This is a genomic window from Verrucomicrobiia bacterium (genome assembly GCA_035577545.1).
In the GTDB taxonomy this organism is placed as follows: Bacteria; Verrucomicrobiota; Verrucomicrobiia; order Palsa-1439; family Palsa-1439; genus Palsa-1439.
The window spans coordinates 1-24,424 of sequence record DATLVI010000029.1; the positions used below are offsets into that span (position 1 = coordinate 1).

General features: G+C 57.1%; 23 protein-coding genes and 1 pseudogene. 12 read left to right on the forward strand and 12 right to left on the reverse strand.

Annotation, left to right across the window (positions count from 1 at the left end; translation table 11 throughout):
• From VNL17_10145 to VNL17_10155, 3 genes are all read right to left on the reverse strand, one after another.
• Positions 1-590 (reverse strand): CoA-binding protein (locus tag VNL17_10145; GenBank protein HXI84436.1); only part of this gene is annotated, 590 nt, incomplete at its 3' end.
• A gap of 6 nt (positions 591-596) precedes the next feature.
• Positions 597-1,862, reverse strand: coding sequence for a Glu/Leu/Phe/Val dehydrogenase (locus VNL17_10150; GenBank protein ID HXI84437.1), 1,266 nt, complete (start codon positions 1,860-1,862; stop codon positions 597-599).
• Positions 1,855-2,757 carry a diacylglycerol kinase family protein gene (locus VNL17_10155; GenBank protein ID HXI84438.1) on the reverse strand — a complete coding sequence of 301 codons (903 nt, stop codon included), beginning with the start codon at positions 2,755-2,757 and terminating at the stop codon, positions 1,855-1,857. The genes VNL17_10150 and VNL17_10155 overlap by 8 nt, the downstream gene beginning before the upstream one ends.
• 69 nt (positions 2,758-2,826) lie before the next feature.
• Here VNL17_10155 and VNL17_10160 point away from each other — a divergent pair, with 69 nt between their 5' ends.
• Both VNL17_10160 and rsmD read left to right on the forward strand, forming a co-directional pair.
• Positions 2,827-4,212, forward strand: a complete 1,386-nt coding sequence (locus VNL17_10160) for an AsmA-like C-terminal region-containing protein (protein ID HXI84439.1) — start codon at positions 2,827-2,829, stop codon at positions 4,210-4,212.
• A gap of 2 nt (positions 4,213-4,214) precedes the next feature.
• Positions 4,215-4,793, forward strand: a complete 579-nt coding sequence (rsmD, locus tag VNL17_10165) for a 16S rRNA (guanine(966)-N(2))-methyltransferase RsmD (GenBank protein HXI84440.1) — start codon at positions 4,215-4,217, stop codon at positions 4,791-4,793.
• Here rsmD and VNL17_10170 read toward each other — a convergent pair.
• Positions 4,773-5,612: a tetratricopeptide repeat protein gene (locus VNL17_10170; GenBank protein ID HXI84441.1), complete on the reverse strand. Its 840-nt coding sequence runs from the start codon at positions 5,610-5,612 to the stop codon at positions 4,773-4,775. The two genes, rsmD and VNL17_10170, sit on opposite strands and share 21 nt — an antisense overlap.
• Positions 5,613-5,681: 69 nt before the next feature.
• Complete coding sequence (gene pyk / locus VNL17_10175) at positions 5,682-7,085, reverse strand: pyruvate kinase (GenBank protein ID HXI84442.1); 1,404 nt, start codon at positions 7,083-7,085, stop codon at positions 5,682-5,684.
• 1,047 nt (positions 7,086-8,132) lie between these two features.
• Between pyk and VNL17_10180 the strand changes: the two genes are divergently transcribed.
• Complete coding sequence (locus tag VNL17_10180) at positions 8,133-9,197, forward strand: ImmA/IrrE family metallo-endopeptidase (protein ID HXI84443.1); 1,065 nt, start codon at positions 8,133-8,135, stop codon at positions 9,195-9,197.
• A gap of 7 nt (positions 9,198-9,204) precedes the next feature.
• Here the strand turns inward: VNL17_10180 and VNL17_10185 are convergent, their stop codons facing one another.
• From VNL17_10185 to VNL17_10205, 5 genes and pseudogenes are all read right to left on the reverse strand, one after another.
• Positions 9,205-10,038, reverse strand: a complete 834-nt coding sequence (locus VNL17_10185; GenBank protein ID HXI84444.1) for a hypothetical protein — start codon at positions 10,036-10,038, stop codon at positions 9,205-9,207.
• A 104-nt stretch (positions 10,039-10,142) separates the two neighbouring features.
• A complete protein-coding gene (locus VNL17_10190) occupies positions 10,143-10,958 on the reverse strand; it encodes a hypothetical protein (protein ID HXI84445.1) in 816 nt (271 codons plus the stop codon).
• A gap of 40 nt (positions 10,959-10,998) precedes the next feature.
• Positions 10,999-11,334: a hypothetical protein gene (locus VNL17_10195; protein ID HXI84446.1), complete on the reverse strand. Its 336-nt coding sequence runs from the start codon at positions 11,332-11,334 to the stop codon at positions 10,999-11,001.
• Positions 11,335-11,355: 21 nt separating this feature from the next.
• Positions 11,356-12,000, reverse strand: a pseudogene (locus tag VNL17_10200) (thymidylate synthase).
• A 164-nt stretch (positions 12,001-12,164) separates the two neighbouring features.
• Positions 12,165-14,600 carry a choice-of-anchor tandem repeat GloVer-containing protein gene (locus VNL17_10205; protein ID HXI84447.1) on the reverse strand — a complete coding sequence of 812 codons (2,436 nt, stop codon included), beginning with the start codon at positions 14,598-14,600 and terminating at the stop codon, positions 12,165-12,167.
• A gap of 107 nt (positions 14,601-14,707) precedes the next feature.
• On the opposite strand from VNL17_10205, the gene coaD reads away from it, so the two are divergent.
• Genes coaD through VNL17_10230 form a run of 5 tightly spaced genes read left to right on the forward strand, consistent with a single transcriptional unit; the run spans position 14,708 to position 17,936 of the window.
• Positions 14,708-15,202 carry a pantetheine-phosphate adenylyltransferase gene (gene coaD, locus VNL17_10210; protein ID HXI84448.1) on the forward strand — a complete coding sequence of 165 codons (495 nt, stop codon included), beginning with the start codon at positions 14,708-14,710 and terminating at the stop codon, positions 15,200-15,202.
• A gap of 29 nt (positions 15,203-15,231) precedes the next feature.
• Entirely contained in the window at positions 15,232-15,696 is a 465-nt protein-coding gene (locus tag VNL17_10215; GenBank protein HXI84449.1) for a DUF177 domain-containing protein, read from the forward strand.
• A gap of 16 nt (positions 15,697-15,712) precedes the next feature.
• Entirely contained in the window at positions 15,713-15,895 is a 183-nt protein-coding gene (gene rpmF, locus VNL17_10220; protein HXI84450.1) for a 50S ribosomal protein L32, read from the forward strand.
• 9 nt (positions 15,896-15,904) lie between these two features.
• Complete coding sequence (gene plsX / locus VNL17_10225; protein HXI84451.1) at positions 15,905-16,954, forward strand: phosphate acyltransferase PlsX; 1,050 nt, start codon at positions 15,905-15,907, stop codon at positions 16,952-16,954.
• Positions 16,899-17,936, forward strand: a complete 1,038-nt coding sequence (locus VNL17_10230; GenBank protein ID HXI84452.1) for a beta-ketoacyl-ACP synthase III — start codon at positions 16,899-16,901, stop codon at positions 17,934-17,936. The genes plsX and VNL17_10230 overlap by 56 nt, the downstream gene beginning before the upstream one ends.
• Before the next feature lie 15 nt (positions 17,937-17,951).
• Here VNL17_10230 and VNL17_10235 read toward each other — a convergent pair whose 3' ends face one another.
• Together VNL17_10235 and VNL17_10240 are read right to left on the reverse strand one after the other, a co-directional pair.
• On the reverse strand, positions 17,952-20,384 hold the full coding sequence (locus VNL17_10235) for a M56 family metallopeptidase (protein HXI84453.1): 2,433 nt from the start codon (positions 20,382-20,384) through the stop codon (positions 17,952-17,954).
• The gene (locus VNL17_10240; protein ID HXI84454.1) at positions 20,381-20,764 is read right to left on the reverse strand and encodes a BlaI/MecI/CopY family transcriptional regulator; all 384 of its coding nucleotides are present in this window, start codon (positions 20,762-20,764) and stop codon (positions 20,381-20,383) included. The genes VNL17_10235 and VNL17_10240 overlap by 4 nt, the downstream gene beginning before the upstream one ends.
• A 148-nt stretch (positions 20,765-20,912) precedes the next feature.
• Between VNL17_10240 and VNL17_10245 the strand changes: the two genes are divergently transcribed.
• From VNL17_10245 to VNL17_10260, 4 genes are all read left to right on the forward strand, one after another.
• Positions 20,913-21,281 carry a hypothetical protein gene (locus VNL17_10245; protein HXI84455.1) on the forward strand — a complete coding sequence of 123 codons (369 nt, stop codon included), beginning with the start codon at positions 20,913-20,915 and terminating at the stop codon, positions 21,279-21,281.
• Between the two features lie 5 nt (positions 21,282-21,286).
• Positions 21,287-22,381, forward strand: a complete 1,095-nt coding sequence (locus tag VNL17_10250) for a PilT/PilU family type 4a pilus ATPase (GenBank protein ID HXI84456.1) — start codon at positions 21,287-21,289, stop codon at positions 22,379-22,381.
• A gap of 91 nt (positions 22,382-22,472) precedes the next feature.
• Complete coding sequence (gene mnmE / locus VNL17_10255; protein ID HXI84457.1) at positions 22,473-23,834, forward strand: tRNA uridine-5-carboxymethylaminomethyl(34) synthesis GTPase MnmE; 1,362 nt, start codon at positions 22,473-22,475, stop codon at positions 23,832-23,834.
• Positions 23,831-24,424, forward strand: a 594-nt coding sequence (locus VNL17_10260) for an FAD-dependent oxidoreductase (protein HXI84458.1), incomplete at its 3' end; no start/stop codon positions are given. The genes mnmE and VNL17_10260, both read left to right, overlap by 4 nt.

The window sequence follows — 24,424 nt, forward strand, 5'->3', positions numbered from 1 at the left end:
ACGTTCTCGCGCACACTCCAGTCGAGGACGGCGGTGCAGAGTGCGCCGCTTTGGCTGATGAAACCGACACTACCCGTGCGTGCGATTTTGCCCGCAAACGTGGCGTTGAGTCCGCTCGGTGGACGCATCACCCCGAGGCAATTGGGGCCAATGATGCGCATCCTGCCGCGGCGCGCTCTCTCCAGCACCCGCCGCTCCAACTCCACACCAGCCTCACCGGTCTCCTTAAATCCGGCGGAAATAACGATGGCGGCTTTCACGCCGGTCTTGACGCAATCGGCAACGATACCGGGTACGGTCGGCGCAGGCGTGACGATTACGACGAGATCAATCGGTTCGGGAATATCGGCAATTTTCGAGTACGCGCGAATGCTGAGCACGTTCGCGTGATTCGGGTTAACTGGATACACCGTGCCACCGAATGGACTGGTGATAAGGTTCCAGAGAATCGTCCGTCCCACGCTGTCTTTCTTTTCTGTGGCGCCGATCACCGCGACAGTGGCCGGTGAGAAAAAAACATCAAGCGGTCGCCGTTCGGCGCGGAGAATGTCGTGCGCGGGGTCGGTGGTCGGTTTGTCGGTGCGTCTCACGACTTGTCACGGGAACAAACCACGGACCTGCTTGGCTTGGGCGATCTTGCTGATGCCAAGCGCAAGCGCGGCGTCGCGCATGTAGAGTTTTTGTTTCTTGGCCATCTGCAGCACCTGCTGGTAGGCCAACTCGAGCTGACGGTACAACTTGTCGTTGACCTCCGCCTCCGTCCAGAAAAAGCTCTGCAAGTCCTGCACCCATTCGAAATAACTGACGATGACACCGCCCGCATTGCAGAGCACGTCAGGAATCAGGAAAATATCGTCGCGTTGCCGCAACACGGTATCCGCTTCGATGGTGGTCGGTCCGTTCGCCGCTTCCGCCAGAACGCGGCAACGAATCTTGCCGACATTCTTCCCGGTGATCTGACGTTCAAGCGCGGCGGGGATGAGAACATCGCATTCGAGTTGCAACAGTTCATCGTTGGTTATGGGCTCGCAACCATCCACGAACCCCTCCAAGCTGCCGTGTTGCGTGGCGTGGTCGATGAGCTTGTTCACATCCAGCCCTTGTGGATTGTGTAGACCGCCCGCGAAATCACTGACTGCAATAATCTTCGCCCCGAATCGATGAAGCTGCTGCGCGGTGATTGACCCCACATTGCCAAAACCCTGCACGACGACCCGAGTGCCCTCGGATTTCATATTGAGGTTATCCAAGGTGCGGTTGACGAGGTAGGCAACGCCGCGGCCGGTCGCTTCCTTGCGTCCGGCCGAACCGCCGAGCGCGACGGGTTTGCCCGTGACGATTTGCGGAACGGGATTGCCCTCGTGCATGGAGTAGGTGTCCATCATCCACGCCATGGTCTGCTCGTTGGTACCCAGATCCGGCGCCATGACGTCGACGTGCGGGCCGATGAATGGGATCATCTCCTGCATGAATCGGCGCGTCATGCGTTCGTTCTCGCCACGGCTCATCTTGCGCGGGTCGCATGTGACGCCACCTTTCGCCCCGCCGTAAGGCAATCCACATAACGAACATTTCCAGCTCATCCACATCGCCAGTGCCGCGACTTCGCCGAGCGTCACATCGGGGTGATAACGCAACCCCCCCTTCGTCGGACCAACCGAGAGGTGATGTTGGACGCGGTAGCCCGTGAACATCTCCGTGTGACCGTCGTCCATGCGCGTGGGGACCGACACGATCAGGGCGCGCTTGGGCATCTTGGTGCGGATGCGCTCGCTTTGCCCGATGTCGAGAATGTCGGCAACACGGTCGTATTGTTGGCAGGCCATGACATAGGCCGGGGACTGCATGAACTCATCAAGCATGTTTCTTCCCTCCGTCCAATTTTGGCACAATCACTCGCAGCGCGCGGGGCACTATCGAGAATATTACCGGCGCGTCGCCTGCATCCTCGCCATCCAATTCAAACGGAGTCGTGCCGGGCGCCGTGCAGACCAGCCGTTCCGTCTGAAAGTATTCCACGTCGCCGAGGTCAATATGCGCGCCGCGCAGAATGCCCTGCCCGTAGCGCAGCACGTCCAAATAGCCGCAGTTCTCAAAGACACATACGTCCAATAACCCGTCATCCATTCGGGCCTTCGGAAAGAGCGCAAACCGCCCGCCGTAGAAGCGTCCGTTGCCCACGAGCACGGCAGCTCCGGTCGCGCGCGGGCCGCTGCCGTTCACGGAAACCTCCACCTGCGCGGGCGTCGTCCCCAGGGTTTTGATTCCCGCCCACACATAGCTGAGCGGGCCGATCTTCTTCTTCAACTCCCAACTGGCGACGCGCACCGCCTGCGCATCGAAACCGACACCGGCCAGTTGGACAAAGTGACGTGTGGTGCCCCCAGCTTCGGCGCGGGCGAGGTCAATCGTTCGCGTCTCCCCCGCTTCAATGACCTGCCATGCGGCTTCTATCCGGCGCGGAATGCCGAGCTCCTGCGCGAAAACGTTGACGGTGCCAAGGGGCAGCACACCAAGCGCCGCGTCGGAGGTGCCAATACCGTTCGTGACTTCATTGATCGTGCCGTCACCACCCGCGGCAATAATGACGCGAAAGCCCTCCTGCACAGCCCGCGCGGCCAGCAACCTCGCATCCCCCGCGCGCTCCGTCGGTGCCACCGTGACGGAATGCCCGGCCTTCGCCTCCAAAAACCTCCGGACCCGCTGGGATTTTTCCCCACGCGCAGCGGGATTGAAAATGACGAAGAGCTTGTCCATTGTTGAAGAGCGCGCTTATTGTAGGCGACAATCCATGGTAAGCCAAATACGAACTGGTGGAGGTAGACAATGAAGGTAGTCAAAATTATTTCAATCATCGTCGTGGTGCTGATCGTGGTCGTCCTCGCACTGGTGGGCGCCGGGATTTACTTCACCAACCGCTATTTACAAACGCCTGCCTTCAAGGAGGAGGTCTTGAAAGCAGCGCGCTCAGCCCTCGGGACAGATGTAAGCATCGATAGTTTCCAAGCGTCGCTTTTCAGCGGCGTTGAGTTGCACGGTGTGACCATTGGTAATCCCACGGGCTTCACTGGGAATTTACTTACTGCCGAGGCTTTCACACTGCGGTACCGCTTGCTGCCGTTATTGAGTCGGCGCGTGGAGATTAAGGAACTCTCGCTCGACAAGCCCATCATTACTCTCTCTCAAAACGACAAGAACGAGTGGAATTACGAAGCTATCGGCACCCAAGAAGATTCAACCAATTCGAAGCCCATCGAGGTCAAGCCGACGCCCGCGGCGCCGACACCAGCGACATCGGCAAAGGCCGAAGCGGCTGCCCCGCTCGATATTGTTCTCTCCAAGCTTGCCATCACACAGGGCGCGCTGTCGCTCGTCAGCGATAAGGACAAGGCGATCGTGAAGGTGGAGGGCATTAATTTCTCAAGTGCCGTGAGCCTGATCGACAAGAAGCTGGCCGGTACTGCCAGGGCGGGCATCGACGAGATTAACCTATCCGACGCGCTCTTTGTCAAGAAAGTCGCCACGTCCGTGACACTCGTGACAGACGAAGTGAAACTGGCGCCGTTGACCGGCAAGGTGGCCGATGGCACGTTGGCAGGGGATGTCGCCGTGAACTTCGGCGATGGACTCAAATACACTGTCAACCTTCAGGTGAAAGATTCGGATGTGGCGAAGCTATTGCAGGACGCCAAGACGAAGCCTGTGATGAGTGGCAAGCTGACGGCGACGACGGCATTGACCGGCACTGGCGGGCTACCAACGATTGTCGGCAATGGTCGCGCGGAAATCGACGGCGGTCAATTAATGGAGATCCCCATATTGAACCTGCTGGCGGGGCTCCTGCAAATGGACGCGCTCCATGACCTGAAGTTCAGCGAGTGCGTGCTGGAATTCTCCATCAGTAACAACGTGATGCAGACGCCGGTCATTCGTCTCACATCACCGCAAGTACAAATCACCGGCAAAGGTTCCGTCGCGCTGGCGGACTACTCGCTGAACCATGACCTGACGATAACTTTTGCCAAGGGCGCGCTCGGTACCGCTCCAAAGGAAATCCTGGGTCTCTTCACCGAGCAGGCAAACGGCTCGCTGGCGCTGAGTTTCCACGTATCGGGGCCTTACAGTTCGCCGAAGACCGACCTCACCCAGCGCATTGCCCAAGGTCTCGGCCAGCAACTGATCGAGAAAGGCCTGCAGAAGTTGTTCAAATAGCCATGCGCATCATTGCCGGCCTTGCCAAGGGAATGCCTCTCGCCGTGCCTCGCGCGGACGTCCGCCCGACGGCGGACCGCATTCGCGAGGCAATCTTCTCGAGCCTGGGCGCGCGCGTTGCGGAGGCGGGTGCACTCGATCTTTTTGCGGGAACCGGCGCGCTCGGGTTGGAGGCGGCCAGTCGCGGGGCGGCGTCGGTAGTGTTCGTGGAGAATGCGCGCAGCGCCATTGAATCTCTTGAGCGAAACCTCGCGACATTTCAGCGGAACCGCGAAGTGACTTGCGCATTTTCTGTGGCTCATGCCGCAGTGAAGGATCAACTCCGAAAGCTCGCAACCGCCGGCGAAACATTCACGTTGATTTTCGCCGATCCGCCGTACGGCCAGGAAGCACAGGAATTATTGCGTGATGCGGTCTTGCCGCAATTGTTGGCGAGCGATGGACTATTGGTGCTCGAGTCGGCGAAGCGCGACGCGCTGGCAGTAATCCCACCGTGGGAATCAGTTCGCGAGGCGATCTATGGAGACACGCGTGTGGACTTCCTGCGGCGCGAACCGTCTTCAATTAACAGCGGCGGTTGAGAACTTCTCCGCCAGTTCTTCGGTCAGCATACTGGCGACGAGCGGCAGGCATTTTTCAACTTTCTTGACTGCTTCATACGCCTCCTTCGGCTTGCCCATTTCCGCGTAAGCGAGGCAGAGCCAAACCCACGGCGTGGCGTCTCCCGAGTTGATGGAGATCGCTTTCTGGTATGCTTGGATTGCCTTGTCGTATTGCGCCTGGAGGTGGTGCACGTTTCCGAGATTATTCCAGGCGACGACAAAGTTTGGCTTGAGCGCGATGGCCTTTTCGTATGAGGCAACGGCATCGTCGTACTTGCAACGGGCCGCGTACGCGTCCGCGAGATTGCACCAGGTCTGGGCGTCATCAGGCTTCGCGGTCAACAATTGGAAACAGGTGGAGATCAATTCAGTATACTTGCCCTGGTTCTTGTAGGCCAGTGCCAGGCGCGCCAACGCATGAGGATTGCTCGGTTGCTGCTTGGTGATCTCCTTCGCAAAGCTGATCAAATCAAAATCATCTTCCCGGCTTTCATAGGCGCCGTCGAGTCGCGACCAGGCGTTCTCATCGTCCGGGTGAAGACACACCACCTCTTTCGCAAACGCCAACGGGTCGCGAGGGTGCGCTTCGTCCTTCGTACTGAGCTGGAGGAATGTCCACGCGTGCCGATTGCCCGGATACGCCCGGATGATGTCTTCGCAGAATTGCACAAACTCCGCCGCTTTGCCTTCCTGCGTGCAAATCGTATAGAGTTTCGACCACGCTTTCGGGTGGTCCGGCTTGAGGCGGACAGTTTGTTGATGACGTTGTATCAACCAGTTAGCGAGATGTTGCTGCATATTCCCTTGAACCCTGTTGGCTTCCTAGTAGCAGCCTGCGGGCCAACTATTACCTGCCTTGCACGCCAATCACTCGACGATGCGCATCTGGACCGCATTGATGACCTTGTCGCGGGCGAGGATGTCCGAGATGATAACCACCTGATCGCCCTTGGAGAGGAAGTCACGCTCCAAAAGAACCTGCTCCGCGGCCAGAATCGTCGCCTCCGGGTCCTCGCTGAACTGGATCACGTTCGGCATGACGCCCCAATGCAGGTTGAGCTGGTTGCGGACGCGCTCGTTATTCGTGAACGCAAAAATGCGTGAATGATTCGGCCGCAGCCAGGATGTGTACTGGGCCATGTGTCCGTAACGCGTGAAAACCAGGATGCCCTTGGCTTTCAATTCGTTGGCCATGACCACCGCTGACCGGACGATTTTCTGTCGCTCCTCGGTCAGTTCGATGTCCTCCGCGTAACCGGCGCCACCGCTGCGCTCAATTCGTTGGGCGATACGGTCGAGCACCTCAAGGCATTCCAGCGGATATTTCCCAACCGTGGTTTCGCCCGAAAGCATGACGGAATCCGCCTGCTCGAACACGGCGTTCGCCACGTCTGTTACCTCGGCGCGCGTCGGCATCGGGTTTTCGATCATCGACTCCAACATATGCGTCGCGACGATGACCGGCTTGCCCTTGCGGATGCACGCCTTGACCGTTCGCCGCTGGATGATCGGCAGCTCTTCGTACGGACACTCGATGCCCAGGTCGCCACGCGCGACCATGATCCCATCCGCCGCATCGATCAGGTCCAACAGATTGACCACCGCCTGCTGGTCCTCAATTTTGGCGACGATCTTCGCGTCCGAATTCCCCGCTCGCAGCATCTCGCGAAGTTGCTCAATGTCCTTCCGCTCGCGGACAAACGACAGCGCGATGATATCGACGCCCAACTCAATGCCGAGGGCCACGTCCTGCCGGTCCTTTTCGGTAATCGAAGGCATGCTGATCTTGATGCCGGGCAGATTGATATGGCGGCGCGAACCCAACTCTCCCTCCGTCAACACCTCGCATCGCATCCGCCGGTGCAGCTTTTCCAGCACCCGCAACCGAATGACCCCATTGTCCACCAGCACCGTGTCGCCTTCGTGGATATCGTTGATGAGGTTCGGGTAATTGACATCGACCGATTTCTCTTCCTCGCTCTGCGCGCCCTTGACCGTAAACTCGAAGATGTCCCCCGGTTTCAACTCCATCGGAATCGGCAGGTCCCCCGTGCGAATCGACGGCCCCTGCGTATCCATCATGATCGCGCAGGGAATGCCGACCTTCTCGGAAGCGGTACGGATGCGCTGAAACACGTCGCGGGTCCACTCATGCGTCGCGTGGCTCATATTCAAGCGGGCGACATTCATCCCCCCCTGAATCATCTTCTCGAGCATTTCGGACGACTCAATGCTCGGCCCAATCGTACAAGTGATCTTCGTGTTTCTCATAGCGACCCTGACGCACGACACACTAAACGGAGCCCTGATAAAAGAAAAGACTGCCGATTGTCATTCCCGCCAACCTCGCCAGTCCGCCAGGGCCAATCGTCTAAGCTGTTCCTATTACGCATATTAGCTGGGGGGTTCGTTTCGCAGAATGTGGTTTTTTCGGGGACTGCCTCTCTCCGCGTCCGCTGTAGCCGCGCTCGGTGAGCGTGGTCTTCTTGTTTTTCCAAATCGTTGTGCGACGATCTCCCGACTGCGGACGTTACTTGACCGCATGATCTCCATTCGCCCCCTAATTTGTCTCCATTTCCCCTCTGACCCCCTAAAGCCGAGTCCGACGAGACGCCGCTGTCGTCTGCGGCAACCACCCTCCTGGTGGGTTCGTTTTCCAAAACGAACCCACCGAAATTCTTCGTAACATTTCTGCGCAAATTACTCATGTCGTGCACATTGCATCCAAAATCCGAACAAAAAACGGTGGGTTCGTTTGGTAGAATGGCATATTTCTTTCGCCCTCTCTCCGAATTGTAGGGCACGCGGCACGCGTGCCACTGTGTCTGGATTCCAGCGCCCTTGAACGTTGTGCCTTGAAAGGTTGGACCTTGAGCACTTATGTACTCACTATACAACTATCGGAATCCGATGTCCAGAGGAAAGGGGCTCGATTATTACGCTTGTTGCGGTGCACCCTTACTGGCATAGTATTTGTGTAGAAGGCATTGGAACTCGCATTTGCCACGAAGTTGCTCCGCCAGCTCTGTGAGAATGAAGCCAGAGCGAAACGCGATTTGGGGGAAATGGTGGCAGAGAAACTTAAACGGCGATTGGCCGACTTGCGCGCAGCGGAATGCGTCAAGGATCTTATTGTCGGTCGACCGCATGAAGTCGAAGGGGATTCGCATCGACACTTTGCAGTCAGCTTGTGCGAGGGTATTCGCATTGTCTTCTGCGCTAACCACAACACCATCCCATTAGAAAAATCCGGTGGCGTAAATTGGTCAAAGGTCACTCGAGTCAAAATCTTGGAGATTGGGAATAGTCATGCCTAGAATGAACACCTTCCAACCTGATTGGGCTTCGGCGCCGGGCGACACAATAGCCGATATCCTTGCGGAACGTGATCTGTCGCCAGCGGAATTCGCACAACAGATCGGACAATCTCTCGAGCTTGCCGGAGAGCTGCTTTCTGGCCACGCGAAGATCACGACCGAAACTGCAGGACAACTGGAAACCGTTCTTGGTGCTTCTGCCGCGTTTTGGATGGCTCGCGAATCCCAATATCAGGAAGATTTGGCTCGCCAAGAACCCGGAGCGGAATGGGTGAGACAATTCCCAGTGAACGACTTGGTTAAGTTTGGGTGGATTGAGCCGGTTACAGGTTCCGCCGACAAACTGGCCGCCTGCCTGCGTTTTTTTGGTGTAGCCGATGTGGCGACATGGCACGCGGCTTACGGCGACCTCCTTGAAATGGCAGCCTTTAGAACGTCACCCGCGTTTGTTTCTCATCGTGGGGCAGTTTTGGCTTGGCTTCGACAGGGTGAAATCGAAAGCGAGTCAATTGATTGTAAACCGTGGAGTCCAGGAAGATTCAAGGAAGCGCTCTCAACCATTCGCTCCCTGACTCGCAAAAAGGACCCAAACTTATTCATTCCTGAACTGAGGAGAATTTGCGCGGCATGTGGAGTTGCAGCTGTTGTCGTTCGAGCACCAACGGGTTGCAGGGCTAGTGGCGCTACTCGTTTCCTAACGCCGAACAAGGCACTTTTACAGTTAAGCTTTCGACATCTTTCAGACGACCATTTCTGGTTCACTTTCTTTCACGAAGCCGGCCACCTTTTACTCCATGGCAAAGACCTCCTGTTCCTCGAGAGCGTTGATTTAGCAACAAACAAAGCTGAGGAAGAAGCCAATGAGTTTGCCGGCCACATACTCATTGATCCTAAAGTCCGAGAGGCGTTCCTAAGGCTCCGTGTCGATGGCCGTGAGGTCATTAAGTTTGCCAAGTTTGTGGGCGTATCGCCGGGTATCGTCGTGGGGCAACTTCAACACTACGGACGACTCAAGCAGCATCAATTGAACAGCCTGAAAAGACGCTTCACTTGGGGCAGCAATTAGGTCTTCGTCATCCACGGAACCTTGTAAACTTTGCTGGGCTTTTCTGCCAATTGCAGAGCGCATCCTCCAACACTTGCATGCCAACTCCCAAATCAGCCCCAAGTTGCACAAGCCATTGATCAAGAGATGGCCGGCTCAATGCCGCTGTTTTGCTTCCACCGAACAATAGGCGTGCTCCCGTTAATGGGCCGGTTGCTCCATCCATGTAGGTCGAGCCAGGCTCAATCGGCGCCAAGCGCAGTTTGCCAACCATAGTCAGGTAGTCAAACCTCGCCGTCCGACCAAAAGAGACGACTTCACGCATGGAGTTGTATAGGTGGTCGAATGTCCTGCGCGGATCACCGCCAACTTGAGCTTGACTCGTTTGCATAAGCAGCTGGTGAGTTCTGGGAGGACCAACCCAGTTTACGTAGCTTTCGACAGCCGCGCCTGTCCCCGAAGGAGAGGACGCGTCGAGACTTTGATACTTACGGTGATTGCCGAAGTGACGAGGAACGCCATCACCCCGCAAGACGTCCTGGTGCGCTGCCAACCACTGACGAAAGCCTTTGGGATTGGCGCTTATTCGAGCCCAATCCCAATGGATGTGGCTGCCCATACGACCAAATACATCACGCGCCAAACGCCAACCGGCGCGTCCATGTTTTCCAAAATGCACAAACAAGAATACCAACCAAAAGGCCTCATCAAACTGCCCTTGGTTCTTGCGTAGTACCGCAGCTTTCAACGGATCAAAAAGGACGCTTGTCGGATCTGCGCGTAGAACACTGACCGGCCGTCGAGAAATTACAGACACATATTCAACACGGCGAATACTCTCAACAAGCTGTTCGAGGAACACTGTGCGATTTGCGCGGGCTTGGATACCGGGAAGTCTGTGCTTGTTTTGTGCAAAGGAATGCAATGCCCCATCAAGCCTTACTGCAAGAGCACGATCCTTGGGCCTCACGAAACTGTCTCGCTTGCAGTTTGAGCAATCCAATGCCGGATTGCGGTCGTAACTTCTGTCGTCACCCCAAAACTACTTTGGATGTTGTGGTTGAAGCCGAGCACCAGAAGTTCGCGCTTGAGTTTGGTGCCCGAAATATTCCGGACACATCCCGTGTAAGCGAACCCGTTCACATCGGAGTTTGACTGCCTCGGAAGGGCCCAATTGCGCATGGCCTGTTTCTCGAGGCGAACGCCTGATATGTCCTGAAACTTTTCAACAACCGAATTGCCATTGAGGATTAGGAGTCGCACTGGAGAATCCCGAAGCAGCACACCAAGAGTATCCGCAGCCACCGCCAATAGGGATGAACGCTGGCGTGAACTGAGCTCAGTCCACTTGCATGAGGTTGCATACGGAATCAGGTCGAGGTGACAAGCCTTCATTGATTCATGGTAGTAAGATACATCTGTACCCGAAATAAGGTGATCCAATTTTTTGAACCACCTGTCATACGGATTTCTGGAAAAGTACGCGCTGCACGAGTCCACAATCAATTGCAGGTGCTGAGCGTTGGCGTCGGCCCAACAGGTTAAACCGAGAGACTTAAGTGTATGGAACCGGCGTAATGGGCCTTCAAGTTCATTCCCCTCGTCATCAACGAATTCACGATTACTTGGGTTGAGGCCAACCGTCGCAATTGTTGAGCGTGATAAATCACCGAAAGCGGGAACGGGACAACTCCACGGAATGACATTTGCGCCTGCAAGCGCTGTGTCTTCAAACCGCTCGATCAAAGTCGATAGCAGGCTATTCATTTTTCCCCCATACATTTACCAGATTCTCAATGGCCGATACATCCACGAATCGGGATCAAAGCAAGGACTCCTGAACCGGACCAGTTTCAATCTCGCCTTTGGCAGTGAGTCGTTTTCGTTCTATATAAGGATTGTAGACATGCGACCACATGCTTTTCCCAATGCGTGCGATTCCCTTGCGATCTTTATTCACGTAGTGCCGATAGATTTGAAGAAGGCGTACAAGGTCCTTCCAATAATGGTCGAGCTTAAGCCCAGGAATATTGACTCGAGTATTGCGGCGAATTTCCGATTCGGCTTTCAACAGAACTGCGATGGATGGCCATGGATCGACTAGGGGCATCGGGGGCATCTGCAACATGTTTTCGGTTGGTTGCCAGCCTTCACCCATATACCGAAGAGCACTCTGCCTCTGTTTATCATATAGGTGGAGGCTCCCGACGGCATGTTTGTACGTCCCAAGCTCAACGCCAAGGGTTCTGGCTATTATTTCTTGGAGCATGGTGAAAGTGAAAACATCGTGAGGGAGACCCCAGTACGCATCGTTAGATCGCATATTCGTGAACATGTGTAGACGTCTGTGCCGAATCATAAACTGTAGAGTGCATGTACAGGGAGCATGCTTGCGTGTCCGTGCGATGTCAGCAGCCGCGAACAACTGAATAACGGCCCTGCGGGAGTTCTGATTCTTCCGAAGCAAGGAAACAACATTTGCAACTTGATCGTGGCGGTGCTGCATATCAAACAGTCGAGGCCCGTACGCGCCATAAACTGTCTGGCCATCCTCTGATTCTTCGTCATAACGCGGTAGGTAATACGTTATAAAGCGGAGATCGTCTGTTTTGGCAAGGTACCATAAAAGTTCACCCAAGCAGCTGAACAACTTGCCCTTCATCTCAGTTCGGCTGAGGCGCGCTCTCGGGTTCCTGATTTTAAGCAAAACCCCAGTCAACTCCGTTGTTTCGCCACGGGTCGGTTTAACACTGTTTCTGCTCTTTAAGAGCTTCTCGAAAACGCGCATCAACAGATCGTCAAGTGTAGCAGCGGGTATATACATATCAGTCTGGGCGCAAGCGGTTATCACCCCTTCACGGAGCAATCGACCCCACCGACCGCTCGCCCACACTACCGCATCCCGACCCCAATCTCCATGCCAATCAAGGAAAGCGACCAGCCCCGCACAATCACGGATTTCTTGCCGTCAGCCCTTGTACTGCCGCCTCACGGCCCGGGTTCGAGGATGACAAAACCGGTTTGATTTGAACCCTGGAAGGATCCGGCCCCGGAATTGTCGGTCTGCAACAGCGTGCCGCTGAGCTTGCTGGTCTTGCCAACGAGTGGATGCAGGAAACCGCCGCTGATTTGTCCGGTGGTGGGATTGATCTTCAACGTCAACTTGTCAACGTCGATGGGTGATACGGTGACGCTCCCGTTCGCGGCGATGACCACGCTCTTGACGAGATTGCTCTGCAGGTTTCCGCCGCCGAGGGTCAACGTCCCGCTCCCCGCAATCGATGGGCCGCCGTCCTTCGGCGAGACAAAGAGCGCACCCCTCAAAGTGGGCGAGGTCGTGAACCCGTCGACATAATCACGGTCCAGCGGCGACGCGGGCTTGAACCAGTTCGCGGTCGCGTCGAGCATCTGATTGGTATCAATCGTCACGGAAGCGATACAGGAGCCCAGGTTCTTGTAGAGGGGAACGTAAAGGGGCCATGTGCCATCGGCCGCAACCGGCGCGCTGCCGCTCATCTTGCTGCCATCACCGAGCATGCCGCGCATGCGCGCGCTTCCGGTTATCGAGACCGCCAGGATCCCGAATCCGAATCCCTGCGGAACGGTCGGATCGGTGTCATCGGCCGGTTCCATGATAAACGTGTAATTCCCCGCAAACGGACAGGGATTGACCTTGCTGAACACCGCGAGGTTGGCGAGGAGATCCGACTTGAAGTCACCGTCCGACACCGTCCCGACGATCTCATCCGTGTTGTTGGTGATGTCCAGGATTTGGAGGATGACCTGCAAAGAGGCCAGGCCCTTGCGCGTCACGGTGTTTGTCGAGTTGCCGGACATATCAAATGCCCCTTTGAAGTTGGAGCGCACGCCGCCCATCGTCAGGCGCGCGGTAAACGACCCCGTCTTCCCGAGGGCGAGACTGATGAAGCCCGAACTCGCATTCGACGGTGAACCGGATTGCATGACAAGTCCCGCATACGTCCCCAGCAGAAAGCGTCCAAACAATTCCTGTTGTTGGTTGATGGTAAACGTCTTGCCTTCAACCGAAATGGTTCCCACGCGCGAGGCGCCGTTCGTGTTCTCGGCTACGGAATACGAAATCGTCCCGTTGCCGAAGCCGCTGTTGGTGGAAGTGATCGTGATCCAGGTCGCCGAACTGATCGCTGTCCAGGGGCAGTTGGTAACACTGGAGGTAATGGTGAAAGTGCCAGTCTCGTCGATGGCGGGAAACGTCACATGCGTTGGCGAGAGAGAGTACGTGCAGGGCTGTACCAGCGAGAAGACAGTCCCCTGACCATTGACCCCGCCTGCGGCGGTCGTCCCGTAGAAATTACTGACGGTGCTCTGGATGACACCGGCCACAGGGATGGCGCCGTCCGAACCGCTGAAACTGTGCAGCGTCGTCAGCCCGCCCGCCGGGGTGACCTTGAACACCGTACCGGCGCCGCCGCCTCCCTCCGAGGTGGTCGTGCCGTAGAAATTCCCGTCGCTGCCCTCGATCAGTCCGCCCTCAGGGAACCCGCCGTCGCTGCCCCCGGTGAACGTATACACAGTGGTCAGGCCGCCAGCCGCTCCGATCTTGAACACAGTACCCGTGCCGTTTCCCCCGGCAAAGGTCGTTCCATAAAAACGATTGTTGCTGCCCAGGACAAGGCCCCCCACCGGACTGGCTCCGTCACCGCCGGAAAAGTTGAATAGCGTCGTCAATGTACCGGCGGGCGTGATGGTGAACACGGTGCCCAAGCCGCTGGCCCCACCGGCAAAGGTCGTGCCGTAAAAATTCCCGTTGGTGCCCTGGACCAGCCCCGCCACAGGCTCGCTGCCATCGGTTATGCCGTTGAATTGCCAAAGCGTTGTCACCATCCCCCCGGGGGTCATCTTGAACACAGCACCCAGATGATTTGTCCCGCCGGCGAGCGTTGTCCCGTAAAAATTCGTGTCGGTGCCCTGGACAAGCGTGCCGAGTGGACGCGCTCCGTCGGAGCCGCCACTGAACCTGTACAACGTCGTAAGGGTGCCCTGCGGAGTGATGGTGAACACCGTCCCCGCGTTCGTCGACACCAACCCATTGGCGGCGGTTGTCCCGTAAAAATTGCCGTCAACTCCCAGGATGAGCCCACCCTGCGGCTGGGCGCCGTCCAGGCCGCCGGTGAAGCTGTACAACGTCGTAAGGGTACCCTGTCGGGTGATGGTGAAAACCGTACCCGTGCTGTGGACTCCCCCGGTAAAGGTTGTCCCATAGAAATTGCCGTTGGTGCCCTGGACGACCGCCGCCAGGGGTTCACCCCCGTCAGAACCGCCAAGGAAACTGTACAACGTTGTGAGCGTGGCGGCGGTTGCGCGATCAGGCCGACCCGCCAATACCGCCAGGGTGACCAATAGAAAAGAAAGCGTAAGAGGTTTCACAAGCGCTCGACGAATCATATGGCGTGACTGTAGCGACAGTTCGTCGCGCTTTCAAGCCGTCCAAAAAGAAAAGATTGCAAAATTGCGTCCTGAAAATTATCGTCACGGTCAAGGGCAGGGAGGTTATGTTGAAGATCGCAGTCTACCCGGGCAGTTTCGACCCCATCACCAACGGTCATCTCGACATCATCCGCCGTGGCGCCCAGATGTTTGACCGCGTGATCGTTGCCGTGGCGATCAATGCGGAAAAAACACCTCTCTTCAGCGTCCACGATCGCGTCGTCCTCGCGCGGAAGGCGGTCAAGGAATTCAAGAACGTCGTGGTGGACGAATTTGGCGGGCTCCTCGTGGCCTATGCGAGACGGAAACACGCCGCCGTTGTCGTCCGCGGGTTGCGGGCCGTCTCGGACTTTGAATTTGAATTTCAGCTCGCCCTGATGAACCGTAAACTGGATCCGGGCATCGAAACCATCTTCTTGATGACGAAGGATGAATACACCTTCATCAGCTCGCGACAGGTGAAGGAAATCTGCCAGATGGGCGGGAACGTGAGCGATTTTGTGCCGCGCGGTGTCGAACGAGCGATGAAGCGCAAGTTTGGCTCGAAACGGTCGGCGTGATGTTCGAGCGGTTCGGGCGAAAGGGAAACATGAAAATTAACGTGAAACGCATTCCCGAGGATGGGGAGGCGCTGCGCGGGAGCGACCCCGCCTCCATCATGGAATTGGATGAGCCAGACACCCGGTTCGAGCACGATGTGGAGTACGATTTTCTGGCGCAACTACAAGGTACGGCGCTACTTGTCACAGGTCGGCTCAGCACGCCCGCGACCTTGCGCTGCAGCCGTTGCGTCCGCGTTTTTGACCTGCCGATAAAAGTCGACCAGTTTGTCTTTCACAAGGAGCTGGAAGGCGAGGACTTCGTGGACTTGACGGCCAATATGCGCGAAGATATTATCCTCGAACTTCCACAAAGGGCGTTGTGCGCCGCGGACTGCAAGGGATTGTGTTCCCATTGTGGCAAGGATTTGAATAAGGGTCCGTGCCGTTGCCAGCATTCGGAAGGTGATCTGCGCTGGCATGCGCTGGACAATTTGAACCTGAAACTGAAGTAACGGAGAACATTTTCTCATGGGCGTCCCGAAACGTAGAGTCTCAAAGATGCGCCTGCGCACTCGCAAGGCGTCACATCGTCCCAAGGCGCGGCAATTGTCGGTGTGTGCCCAGTGCGGCGCGCGGGTGTTGCCCCACCGCGTTTGCCCGTCCTGCGGTTACTACAAGGGCCGGCAGGTCGTATCTGTGACGGCTGCCTAATTTCCCCCCATGAAACTGGCCATCGATGCGATGGGTGGGGACTTTGCCCCCCAGAACATCGTTGCCGGGGCGGTGGCCGCGCTGCGTGACAACAGCCGGATCACCAAACTCTACCTGGTGGGTGACCAACCCCGCGTCGAGGCCGAATTGCGCAGGCTCGGTGCTTCCGACAACCGACTCAATCTCGTCCACGCCAGTGAAGTGATCGAGATGGATGATTCGCCGGTGCAAGCCGTGCGGCGCAAAAAAGACAGTTCGATGTGCCGGGCGATTGACATCGTCAAGCGTGGCGATGCGGACGCGATTGTCTCGGCGGGCAACACCGGCGCGTTATTGACAGCGGCGCACCTGAAACTGCGCACACTGGAAGGTGTCGACCGACCGGGCCTGGCCGCGATCATCCCCGCGCCGGGAAATATTTTTGTGCTTCTGGACGCGGGCGCCAACCTCGAGCCCCATCCCTCGAACCTCGTTCAATACGCCATTATGGGCAGCCTGTATTCGAAGCAGATTCTCGGATACAAGCAGCCCCGTGTGGCGCTCCTCTCGATCGGCACCGAGGACATGAAAGGTAATGAATTGACGCTGGAAGCGCATCGGTTGCTCAGGCAGACGGACCTGAATTTTCTCGGCAACATCGACGGTCACGACCTGTTCTCAAACCGCGCCGACGTGATTGTGACCGACGCGTTCGTTGGGAACGCCGTGTTGAAGGCGTGCGAAAGCACCGCGCGATTGGTGGGCCACTGGCTGAAAGAGGAACTCAAGAGAAACCCGCTGCGAATGCTCGGCGCGCTGCTCGCCGCCGGCGCGTTCAAGGCGCTCAAACGCAAAGCCGACCCCGACGAGTATGGCGGCGCCGTCCTCCTGGGCATCAACGGCATCTGCGTCAAGGCCCACGGCGCCAGCTCACCCAATGCGGCCAAGAACGCCATCCGCGTGGCCACCGAATTCATTGAATGTCAATTTAACGACCACCTCGTTGAGGAAACCCGGAAGTTCCATGACAAAGTCCAGCAAAACACATTTGCGCAACCCACGATCGAAGCAGCGTCTTAGGCCAGTACACATCGTCGGCACGGGTTCCTACGTGCCGGACCGCGTGCTCACGAACGCCGATCTGGAGAAGCTGGTCGATACCACTGACGAGTGGATCGTCTCGCGCTCGGGCATCAAGGAGCGGCGCATCGCCGCCGATTGGCAGTGCACGTCCGACCTGGCCGTCGAAGCCGCGCGCCGCGCGATGGAGCAGGCGAACGTCAACGAAGACCAAATTGATTTGATCATCTGCGCCACGATCACGCCGGATATGCCGTTTCCCGCCACGGCCTGCCTCGTCCAGCAGAAGCTTGGCGCGAAACGCGCGGCGGCTTTCGACATGGAAGCGGCTTGCTCGGGTTTCCTGTATGCCATGGAGATCGGGCAACAGTTCGTTACCTCGGGTACCTATAACACCGTTCTCATTATCGGCGCGGAGAAGCTCTCGACAATCATTGACTGGGAAGATCGCAGCACCTGCGTGCTGTTCGGTGACGGTGCAGGCGCGGCAATTTTACAGAGCCGCGGCGAGGAAGCCGGACACGGCATCCTGACGACCTGCATGGGGGCCGACGGTTCACAGGCGGATATTTTGCTGATGCCGGCTGGCGGCGCGCGTTATCCCGCATCGAAGGAATCCGTCAGCGGCCGGATGCACCACCTGAAAATGGCGGGCAAAGAAGTGTTCAAGAGCGCCGTCCTCGCCATGCAGACCGCTGCGGAAGAGGCATTGCAGCGGTGCAACCTGACCATCGCCGACATCAAATGCGTCATCCCGCACCAGGCCAACATCCGCATCCTCGAGGCGATCGCCGCCCGCATCAACGTGCCGATGGAAAAGGTGTACGTGAACCTCCATCGCTACGGAAACGTCTCCGCCGCCTCCGTCGCCATCGCGCTCGACGAAGCCGCGCGCGAAGGCCGCTTCCAGCACGGCGACCTGATTTTGCTCGTCGTTTTCGGCAGCGGCCTGACCTGGGCCTCCTGTGTGATCCAGTGGTAAGGCGACGTTCCCGGGTCACTCCCGAATAAACTCCGTTCCTTTCGGTTCAAGAATCAACTCCATCTTGTTGGTCGCGCCCGGTGAAAAAGTGACGTGGACAGACCGACTGCGCCATCCCGTGGGATCCTGAAGTGGAGCCTCGAAGTGAGGATGTGCAATTTCAAAACCCCGTTCAGAGGCGGGAAGGTTCGGAATGACAACCTCTCCGCTCGCGTCCGTGACACCGGAATAGAGCGCTCGCCCTCTCGGCAACGGATTCAACTTTCGAAAGGGCTCTTCACTGGAATGCTCCATTTCGCCAAAAATCCCGTTCATGCGCAGCACGTTGGGACTCAGCACAACTGTCGCGCCTTCCACGGGCTTCCCCGATCTAGTCTTGGTCGTCAGGTCAAAAGTTGCGGTGGGTTCGGTCACCACTTCAATCTTGGTTACGGGTGCCGCCAGCGGAAAGGGCTGTGGTACTCCGATCCTTAGGGGTTGCGGAGAAGAACCGGCAAACTTGGCCTCCCCTCCATTTTTGGAAACAAAGCCGTCGCCAAGGACAACCACATCCACCTCACCCGGCGGAATGGATTCAAAGACAAAGCTCCCATCCTCGGCAATCAACCGGTAACTATGCCAGGGACGAAAATTACCGTATTGTGCCGCGAGAGAACGTGGCGTATTGATGTCTAGATACGCGGGGATTTCCATGGGACGCACACTGATTAGGACTCGCCCGTTCTTCACCGGCCGTGGCACGTTGTCGTCAATGCGTCCTTCCAAACGAATCCCCGTCTTCATCTCCAGCGAGAAACTGCATGTCTTCCCTTTCTCGGCGGTAAAAGCAAAACCTTCGTTGTACACGATTTCCCCCGAAGGCAATCGTCCCATCAGTTGAAGCAAATGGCCACCGGGGGCAAGCTTGTGAAACGCGAAGATGCCATTCTCCTTTTTCTGCCAATCTTCCGGACTCACCTCTTCTCCGCTGACACACGGAACGAGTTCCAGCACCGGTTGCCGATCACTCCCGAAATAGCCCGAGACTTCCAGGGGAATACCCCGTTTCATTCGAATCGGCTTCTCCGTGCCATCCACAGAAAAACTTTGTATCACCACGGTGGCGAATTCCGGGTGCACTACCCGGAAGATCAGCCGTTCCGTAAGTTCCTGTTCCTCGGGAATGCCCACCACAGGATACCTCAGGTGGGCTTTCCCTTCGCGGTCGGTCGTAACCTTCGTGGGAGTTTTTTCCCAACTATGCCAATTATAAGCGTCCGCCGAGTGCCGTCCTTTAACCCGAAAACCAGTGGGCTCAATAGTTGCCCCTTCAATCGGTTTGCCATCTTCGTCTTCCACCACGACCAGCGCTTCCTTGTAAGCAGACGCCACCGAAGATTTGGAAAACTCGCATCCGGCAACTAACAAAAACATCGCTCCCATCAGGCCAAACCCCGCCACGGAATATTTCCAGTTCCAGGGACGTATTCCTTCCCGCCCAAGGTGCTTTAGCCGCTGCACAATTTGCGCGGTTCCGTTCACCGTGAGCGCGGTTTCAACCGACGGAAGGGCCAGCACGCGCAAAGCCAGTTGAGCCAACAACTGGGCATAAGAACCGCCGTCCTCCAATTGAGCAGAAGCGATCTGGTCGGCCTCCTGTTCGCAAGCAAGATTGTGGGCCGCCGGAATTTTCCAGACGAGCGGGTGAAACCAACAGAGGGCCGTCATCCATCTCCAGGCAATGCACCAAGTCAAATCATGCTGGCGCAAGTGCGCGATTTCATGGCTCAAAAGCGCTGAGACTTCGCTGCTTGAAAGATCACGGGCCGATTCCTCGGGCAACATGATCGCCGGCTTCAACAGGCCGCAGACAAAGGGAGATGTCACAGAATCCGAAACCCGTATCTCCACCGTTCGTCTGACACGGAGCTGCTCCCGAATCTCTTCCGCCAGCCTCTGAAGGGCCGGACTCGAAACGCTGGCCATTCTTCTCAAACGATTAAGCTGGACGTGGAGACCCACGAGCCGGACCGCGCCCCAAACACATCCCAGGGCCCAGATCATCACCAAGACCGCATTCCACGAGCCCAACCGTGACGAGGCTTTGCTTCGGGGAGAACTCACGCTTGGTAGGGTCGCGTTTGCCTCCGCGGACTTCGCCGACGAGCCTGCGGTCGATTGTGTGGGCCGGATCGAATTGCCGCTTGTGACCGGTGCGGCCACGTCAGGAAAATCCGCCAAGAAATCAGGCGCATCTTCAACCGGTATCCGGAGCAGGTGAATCGGAAACAAATACACCAGGGGTATAACCAGCCCGAAGCACAGTAGGCTTCGCCAGACAATCAGCCTCCAGCGGGCATGCCTGTGACGAAGCAGCCAGTGCACCGTCCAACCCAACGCAAGCAGCGCTGTCCATTTGAGGAGGATCATCACGACAGGCGAAAGAGTGAGCAGGAGAGTCGCGTTCACGTTGATTTCTTCCTGGCCTTCGGTCGTGAAACCCCGGCGGCGGTTTGGCTGATGAGTTTCAGGTCGGCCGGTTTGATGTCGCTGGTTTCCACAAGCTGGGCGACTAATTCCCGAGTGGAACCCCCGGCAAAAACCCGCGCCAGGGCCTGCATTGTGGTCTCGAGCAAGGTGGCCTTGGGAATGGAGGCCGCATAATAAAAGGCCTTCCCCTGCAGCTTTCGGGTGATGTACCCCTTCTCGACCAGATTGACCAGGACCGAGCGCAAAGTCGCGTTTTCGATCGACCATGAGAAATGGGCCTGGATGTCTGCGGGTTTCAATTCGCCCCGCTCCCAAAGAATTCGCAGGGCCTCCAATTCATTCTTATTAAGGGAAATCATGGGATGTGTGAAATGTTCACACATCCAATCTCCATTGTCAACCGTAATGTGTGAAATGTTCACACTTGCGAACACCCGCTTCGTTGACATGACACCGGGTCGATGCTAGATTGGCGCACAACCTTCACTAGAGGCAATTGAGACTATAATGGGTGTTACCAAGCGCGATGTTTCCGGAATCTTTGACGCGGAGTTGAAGAGCAAACGTTCTCACAAGGCTGCGGTTCTCGACAAGGTTTTTGACCTCAGTCCCAAGGGCATTACGTTCCTGACCGATACTTTCATGCCTGAGTGGACCGAAGTTGGCGTGGAGATGCGTCTACCGCGGCCTGCAGCGGGCAAAGATCAGCGGATCGACATCGACTGTCGCGGCGTCGTGGTCCAATGCGCCCGACGCGAACAGGGCAAAGGGTTCAAGGTGGTGCTGCTGTTCCTGGATCTGCCCAAACGCGCCCAAGCCCAGCTTGCGGTCGCCCCCTCCGCCGTTGCTCCGCTTAGCATCTCGATCTCTCGCTGATTCGTATGGAATATCTGCATAGTTTGCTGAAGTTCGCCATCAACATGTCGGCTTCGGACATCCACGTAAAACCCGGCCACCACGCCACCATCCGCATCTCGGGCGAACTCTTTCCTGTGCAGGTCGATCCTCCCAGCGCGGAACAAGTCGAGGAAATCGTCCGTCTCATGCTGCCGAAACATCTCGAGTCCCGCCTCGATCGCGAGAAGGAAGCCGATTTTTCGTACATCGACCCGGCCCTCGGCCGCTTCCGCGTCAACGTCTTCTACCAGCGCGGCCTGCCCGCGTTCGTGATGCGCCACGTCAAGACGAACGTGCCTTCATTCAAAGATCTAAACCTGCCCGAACAATTGGGCAAGATCGCGGGCTCCGAGCGCGGCATTATCCTCGTCACGGGCCCCACGGGCAGCGGCAAATCCAGCACCCTGGCGGCGATGGTCCAGCACATCAACGAAACCGAGAAGTGCCACATCATCACGCTCGAAGACCCGATCGAATACATGTTCGACGACAAACAATCCGTCATCGAACAGCGCGAGGTCGGCCTCGATACGCTCAGTTTCGAACGCGCCCTCGTCCACGTCATGCGCCAGGATCCCGACGTCATCGTCATCGGCGAAATGCGCGACAGCCAGTCCTTTATGGCGGCCCTCGCCGCCGCGGATACCGGCCATCTGGTGCTGGCCACGCTGCACACGACCACGGCCTACTCCGCCATCGGCCGCACCCTCGATTTCTTCCCCGCGCACGAACGCGACCAGATTCGCCGCCAGATGGCGTCCACCCTCCGCGCCGTCATCTGCCAGCGGCTCGTTCCCGCGACCTCCGGCAGCGTCGTTCCGGCCGTTGAGATCATGCTCAACACCGGCACAGTCCGCAAGTTCATCGAAGAAAACCGCCTCGACAAACTTTTCGCCGCCGTCGAAACCGGCTCCGACGAAGGCATGCAGACCTTCAACCAGGCCCTCTTCAAGCTCGTCAAAGCCAAACTCATTACCGAAGAAGAAGCGCTCCTCAAAGCCACCAACCCCGAAGCCCTCAAGATGAATTTCCGCGGCATCTTCCTCGACGAATCCCGCCGCATCCTCGCCAACTCGTAAGTTCCTCGGTTGGTGTCCCGGCTGTTCCCTCCATTGAAATCCGCTCCGTGCCTGCTATACTCCCGCTCGGTTTGTAGAATAGGGCGAGTTCATGGACGACACGATTGCGGCAATTTCCACTCCGATTGGCGAAGGCGGTATCGCCATCATTCGCGTCTCGGGTCCGAACGCTTTGGCAGTCGGAGATCGCATTTTCCACTCGCGCGACGGCAGGGTATCTGAGTTCCCCTCGCATACCCTTCACTTTGGGACCATCGGACGGAACGGGGAAATGATCGACCAGGTCATGTTGGGGGTCATGCGCGCGCCACGGACCTATACCAAGGAAGACACCGTCGAGATCAATTGCCATGGCGGCGTGCTCACCGCCCGCAAGATCCTCGCACTTTGCCTGCAAAGTGGGGCGCGCCTCGCCGAACCTGGCGAATTCACCAAGCGCGCCTTCCTCAATGGTCGTCTCGACCTGACGCAAGCGGAAGCGGTCATGGACCTGATTCGCGCGAAGTCCGACCGTGCTCACACCGCCGCGGTTCGCGAATTGGAAGGCCATCTTTCGGTAAAGATCAATCACGCACGGGAGAGACTCATCACCGTTCTGGCGAACATCGAGGCGCACATTGATTTTCCAGAGGAAGATATCGCCCCCGAGACTAGAGAAACCTTGCTTCGCAGCACCGAGGATGTGTTGGGCTTTGTCCGCTCTCTGCTCGCCACCGCTCACGAAGGGAAGATTCTGCGTGAAGGCATCTCGGTCGCCATCGTCGGCCGACCGAACGTCGGCAAGTCCAGCTTGATGAACGCCCTTATCGGCTCGGATCGATCCATCGTCACATCTGTTCCTGGCACCACCCGCGATACTATTGAAGAAACAATCAGCATATCCGGTATCCCGTTTCGTCTCACTGACACAGCCGGCATACGGAAATCACGAGGCGCCGTGGAACAGATTGGTGTGGCGCGTAGCCGCAAAGTTTTGGACATTAGTGAGATAGTACTGTTGGTACTCGACTCATCCAAACCTTTAGCCGCTGCGGACCGTGAACTCATCAAGCAGGGCAGGCGGAAAAATACTGTCGTGGTGCTGAACAAAGTCGATCTCCGAAATCGCCTCCGTTTGCCAAAGAATCTGTTGCCAATGAAGCGCGTCCACCTATCAGCCACGACAGGCATCGGCCTCGATACTCTTCGCGATAAACTTCTGAACATTGCCTATTCTGGCAAGGTTGGTACAGCAAGCGTAGACGTAGCGATTAATGAGAGACAGGGCGCATTGCTAAGGTTATCAGAACAATACTTGACAGAAAGTATACAGTGTTTTAATTCAAATCAACCGCTCGAAATCATTGCCCAACAGCTTCGCCGAGGTCTCGATGCTATTGGCGAGATTATCGGTAAGACTGCCACGGAAGACATACTGAGTAAGGTTTTCAGCATGTTCTGCATCGGAAAATGAGTAACATTTTCACCTATCCGAAACGCTACGATGTCATCGTGATCGGCGCGGGGCATGCCGGGACCGAGGCCGCTCTGGCGAGCGCACGGATCGGTTGTCAGACCCTCTTACTCACCACGAATCTCGACACCATTGGGCAAATGTCCTGCAACCCAGCGATCGGCGGACTCGCCAAGGGTCATCTTGCCAGGGAGATTGATGCGCTTGGCGGCGAGATGGGCGTCAACACAGATGCCACCGGCATCCAGTTCCGAATGCTCAACACCAAAAAAGGCCCGTCCGTCTGGGCACCCCGCGCCCAATGCGACAAGAAAGCCTATCAGTTCAGGCTTAAATGGGCGGTCGAGAGGCAGCCGGATCTCGATGCCAAACAGGCGATGATCGATGATCTGCTTGTTGATGGAGACAGAGTCTGCGGGGTGGTGACCAAGATGGGCGTCCGCTACGATGCGGGGGCCGTTATCGTCACGACAGGAACATTCCTCCGCGGCCTGATTCACATCGGCGAATCCAAGATGGAAGCTGGCCGCGCCGGTGAGCCGGCTGCGTATTCTCTCTCCGACAGCTTGCGCCGTCTCGGATTTGAGCTC